The following is a 4,222-nucleotide window of genomic DNA, read 5'->3' as shown; positions in this document are numbered from 1 at the left end:
ACTGCTTATTTAAAGCTGAAATATATCACTGAGTGCTGGCATTTCATCTAAAGTACCGCGAATGGATGCATTCTAAATAAGGCTTGGTCGAGATTCGACGGTCTTATGCTTCAGATGCCAGAAGCCAGATGCCAGATGCATCAACAAAGGCAAGCAATGGGCAGGATGTGCCCACTGCATAAGCTAGATTTTGTTATTTAAGCGCCTGATTCAGGATTGAGCTTGTGCTTGTGCTTAAACTTGAGCTTGAATAAGTCAGTGCTTAGTCCGGAAGACCCAGCACACGCTTAGCGATAATATTTAACTGCACTTCTGAGGTGCCGCCTGCAATAGTATGCGCATAGGTCAGCAAATGCTGCTTGCTCATACGCAGTTCATCTTCTGAAAAGCCATCGCCTTCCCAGCCCAATGCTTGAGTGCCGAGAATATCCATTACCAGCTGGTACTTGCGCTTATCTTCTTCAGTACCCTGATATTTAGCAATCATCGCAGCCATGCCAGCAAGCGGATCTTGATGAACAAACTCATCTACCACGCGGCTCATGGTAAGATCCATCGCCTCAGTATTAATGCCGTGCTGAGCAATGCGCTCACGCATCACGGCATCTGCAATTTTGCCGTCTGCATCAACGCCGATGTAGTTTTTTGCCAACTCATCGGGGTTGTCTTCATGACGTGCGGCTGACTCTTCGATCTCAGCCATCATGGCGCGTTCAAGTTCAAGCACGCGCTTTGCNACGGTCCAGCCCTTGTCAATTTCACCAATCACGTTGGCAACCGGCACCCGAACATTGTCAAAGAAGGTTTGGCAAAAATGCGCGTCACCGTTGGTTAATTCAATGGGCTTGGTAGTTACACCCTCGGTTTGCATGTCAAAAATAATAAAGGTGATGCCTTCACGTTTTGGTGCATCTGGATTTGAACGGACAAGGCAGTAGATATAATCCGATTCGTTGGCATACGATGTCCAAATCTTGGAGCCGTTGATAATAAAATCATCACCATCACGAACGGCCTTGGTCTGTAAGCCTGCCAAGTCAGAACCCGCACCGGGTTCAGAATAACCTTGGCACCAACGAATTTCACCACGAGCAATCTTTGGCAGATGTTCCAATTTTTGCGCTTCGGTGCCAAATTCCATGATGGCAGGCCCAGCCATCCAGATGCCTAGGTTGATATGCGCTGGACGCGCACCAATGCGTTTAAGTTCTTCTTTTAAGATAGCCTCTTCAGCGCCGCTAAGGCCTGCGCCGCCATGCTCTTTTGCCCAGCCTGGTGCGAACCAAGCTTTATCTCGCATACGTTCAAACCATAGCTGCTGATCGGCAGAATGAAATTCGGCATTACGGCCACCCCATGAGTGTTCATGCATAGCAGGAACTGGGCTACGCATGGATTCAGGGCAGTTTGTTGCTAACCATTCACGGGTTTCATGACGAAATTGTTCTAAAGCGTCCAAAAGACTATTCTCCTACGACTTGAGCTTGGCAATATCAAAAACGCGGCTATGATGCCTGAAAATAGGCTATTTTGCCAGTCAAAGAGGTTAAATCATGGATAAGTTCTGTGGGCTAAATGAAGACGGCAGAAATTATCGCAGTGGCCGGGTTTATTCGAGATATTAATTATTGAATCAATAGTTTATGGTTGTTTGCTAATGTTAATTCTCTTTATAGTCGATGTAGAACTGACTCATCCATTTACGGAACTTGAAGATAGGTCCATCGCCATCACATAGAATGGGTAAGGCACGGTAGATTTTGTTCTCCCAAATTGGCTTATCTTCTTCAAGTTGCTTACAAATATCTTTAATGATTGCCGCATGAACACCGCCTTGAGGAGTTTCACCATCGATCTTTTGCTGTGCAAAAGCAAAATTAACCTCACAGGTATCACGGTTAATCGGCGTCACATGCCCTAACTGCACGGTTTCACATATGCCGGTGTAGCGCACAAAGCCCTGGCCCGGGCCATTAGATACTGAGTCGATCACGCCATTAATGTCGCCCCGTGGTGTCGACATTTTTGAACGGAAAATGCCAAAGCGTTGATGACCTTCAAAACTGACCTCAGTATCGGGAAAGCTGGCCGTTTGATGCACGTATTTAAAATGCGCCGGATCAGAACCATTCTCTGCAATTTCTTGCATATGCGTATTCACAATCCATTTGAATCTTTTTAATTCTGACCATTGCTGACGCTCTTGATTGAGTTCTTTAATAGCCGAAACCGGATAATGCGGCGGCTCATCTGCCGGGTGATACCAGACAAATATACACTCATTCAGCTCAGTGACGGGCCAGCTTTTAATGCAGGGTTGTGCAGCAACTTTTGGCGGTATGCGTTTGGCATAAGGCACGTCAACGACTTGACCCTCAGCATTAATTTTCCAAGCATGAAAGGGACAGACAATGCTTTCCCCTTCTATTCTGCCGCCCTGCCCGGCCTCCTGATTGATGCCGTAGCCGAGATGCGCACCCATATGTGGACAGTAGGCATCAAGCACAACCGCCGCACCGTTTTCTGCGCGAAACAACACTAATTCCTGATCAAAATAATGTATGGGCTTGGATTCACCCACGGCTATTTCATCGGAATAGGCAACATGAAACCAGCCAAACGGCATGGGCATGGGAAACCGCGATAGTGCTGTGACGTCAGTCATACTTCACCCCCTGTGAAGTTAATCTCAGATCTTTTACTGGTCGAGCTTAAAGACTTTTACGGCGTTTTCACGCAGGAACTTAGGCCAAACTTCATCTTTGAACGGCACATTTGGCATATCTTTAAAGATACGATCCAGTGACAGCCCCATCGGGAAGTAGCCCGCATACATGATTTTGTCAGCCCCGCGTGAGTTAGCGTAGTCAATTATCGCCTTTGGATAATGTTTGGGCGCGAACGCAGAAGTGCTGTAATAAAGATTCGGGTACTTGAGCATTAATTTCCAGCATAAATCCGTCCATGGCTCTCCACCATGACGCATCACAACCTTCAACTCTGGGAAAAACCAACACACTTCGTCTAGATGTTCTACCTTTTGCGGCTCCATCGGTAAGCGAGGACCAGGCACGCCGACGGTTGTTACAAATGGAATATCAAGTTCAACACAGGCGGCATATATCGGATAGAACTTTTTATCATTTAACGGTACCTGTGGGCACAGTCCAGATGGGAAAGCAGTCACCGCTTTGATGCCGAATTCCTTGTGCATGCGTTTTATCTTACGCACCTCTTCCATGCCATTATTGGGGTTGCATTCATAGGAGCAAATAAATCGCTCGGGATAGCGTTTTACCGCCTCTTTTACCACCGCATTATGATCGTCGATGCCGGTCATCGCCTTTTCAATATTGAATTTATCCATCAAGCCAATGGTGTAAGCGATGTAGTCGTCTGTTTCTCCAGATGCAATCTCTGGAATGTCTTTGAACATATACTGTGCTGGCATTTTGAAAATCATCTGACTTTCTTTATCCATCAGTAATGGCTTCATAAATTCATACCATTGGCTGTTGTCGTCGCCCGGTACACTTAACATCAGGTCGATAATTTTGATATCGCTTGGCATTGCCATGGAACACTCCAATCCATATTTAAAAGTGCTTGCATGATAAGGTAAATTTGCTTGATGACAAGTGAAACCTTAGTAAAGCCCTTGATCTTAAGGTATTAACTAAAGTTCACGAGTCGTAAATTATCTGGTCGTGAGGGCGATAAATGCTTAAAATAGCGCGCTTTTAATAATAGATAGCCTTATGACTGCCGATACCTCATCTCGTGATCCGTCTCAATCTGATGTTGAGCATAACGATACCGCGCAAAAGTTAGCCACCCTAGCAGACATCACCGAGCAACTGCGTCAGCTACAAGAACAACTGGTGAGCCATGATATTAGCCTGAAAGATTTACAGTTACTGCAGCAGTCTCTTTCGACCAGCCAGCAAGCGCTGCAAGCTTATCAGCCACATGAGCTTGCCAATCATTTATTATCACGACCGATTGCGCATTTTAATTTTCCAGCCGGCCCCGATAACCCTAATGCTATTTTGCCTTACAGCCCCGTGACGGGTCGCTATAATGCCATTGCGCCAAACATTGATGTGCAATTCGATAAAGCGTCTAAGCAGATTACTGCCACTGTTACCTGCGGCAGACGTTTTGAAGGGCCACCGACATGCTTGCACGGTGGTATTATTGCCGCTATTTATGACCAGATTTT

Annotated in this window: 4 protein-coding genes; 1 reads left to right on the top strand and 3 read right to left on the bottom strand. The window is 46.1% G+C overall.

Features of this window, described 5'->3' with window-relative positions:
* Nucleotides 1-262: 262 nt before the first annotated feature.
* The 3 genes from HRU21_08350 to HRU21_08340 all read right to left on the bottom strand — a co-directional run bounded on the left by HRU21_08350 (nt 263) and on the right by HRU21_08340 (nt 3,577).
* The gene (locus tag HRU21_08350) at nt 263-1,459 is read right to left on the bottom strand and encodes an acyl-CoA dehydrogenase family protein (protein NRA42299.1); all 1,197 of its coding nucleotides are present in this window, start codon (nt 1,457-1,459) and stop codon (nt 263-265) included.
* Between the two features lie 201 nt (nt 1,460-1,660).
* Nucleotides 1,661-2,665: a Rieske (2Fe-2S) protein gene (locus HRU21_08345; GenBank protein NRA42298.1), complete on the bottom strand. Its 1,005-nt coding sequence runs from the start codon at nt 2,663-2,665 to the stop codon at nt 1,661-1,663.
* A 33-nt stretch (nt 2,666-2,698) separates the two neighbouring features.
* On the bottom strand, nt 2,699-3,577 hold the full coding sequence (locus HRU21_08340) for an amidohydrolase family protein (protein ID NRA42297.1): 879 nt from the start codon (nt 3,575-3,577) through the stop codon (nt 2,699-2,701).
* 181 nt (nt 3,578-3,758) lie between these two features.
* Here HRU21_08340 and HRU21_08335 point away from each other — a divergent pair.
* A partial coding sequence (locus tag HRU21_08335) for a hypothetical protein (protein NRA42296.1) occupies nt 3,759-4,222 on the top strand: 464 nt, incomplete at its 3' end.

It is taken from the genome of Pseudomonadales bacterium (assembly GCA_013215025.1).
Lineage (GTDB): Bacteria > Pseudomonadota > Gammaproteobacteria > Pseudomonadales > DT-91 > DT-91.
This window is presented reverse-complemented; position numbering and strand designations above follow the sequence as displayed.